This is a genomic window from Streptomyces sp. B1866, from assembly GCF_031932565.1.
In the GTDB taxonomy this organism is placed as follows: domain Bacteria; phylum Actinomycetota; class Actinomycetes; order Streptomycetales; family Streptomycetaceae; genus Streptomyces.
On the sequence record NZ_JAVSCF010000640.1, the window covers coordinates 1 to 374 of the forward strand.

At 84.5% G+C, this 374-nt stretch carries 1 pseudogene; it reads right to left on the reverse strand.

The features are described from left to right. Positions 1-374 (reverse strand): annotated as a pseudogene (locus tag RKE29_RS30575) (primosome assembly protein PriA); the annotation flags it as partial.

Genomic DNA, 374 nt, shown 5'->3' on the forward strand with positions numbered 1-374 from the left:
CACCGTGCCGCCCCCGCCCGCCCCGGCCGGCCCGGCGCCGTCCGGCCCGTGGCCGCGCACCAGGGCCGCCGCCTCCAGCCAGCGCCGCAGCGCCTGCTCGCCGGCCCGCAGGTCGGGACGGCCGAGCAGCGCCCAGCCGTCGAGCAGCAGCGCGGCGGCGTAGCCGTTCTCGGCGACCGGCTCGGCGCCGGGCGTGCTGACCACCAGCGCCGGGCGGTCGGGGACGGTGGCCAGCACGTGGTCGCGGCCGGAGGTGCGCACGGGCACGGCCGGGAAGGCCCGGCCCAGCTCCTCGGCGGTGCGCCGGGCGCCGACCACCCGGGCCCGCAGCCGGGCGCCGCCGCACGCGGCGCAGCGCCAGGCGGGCTCCGGCC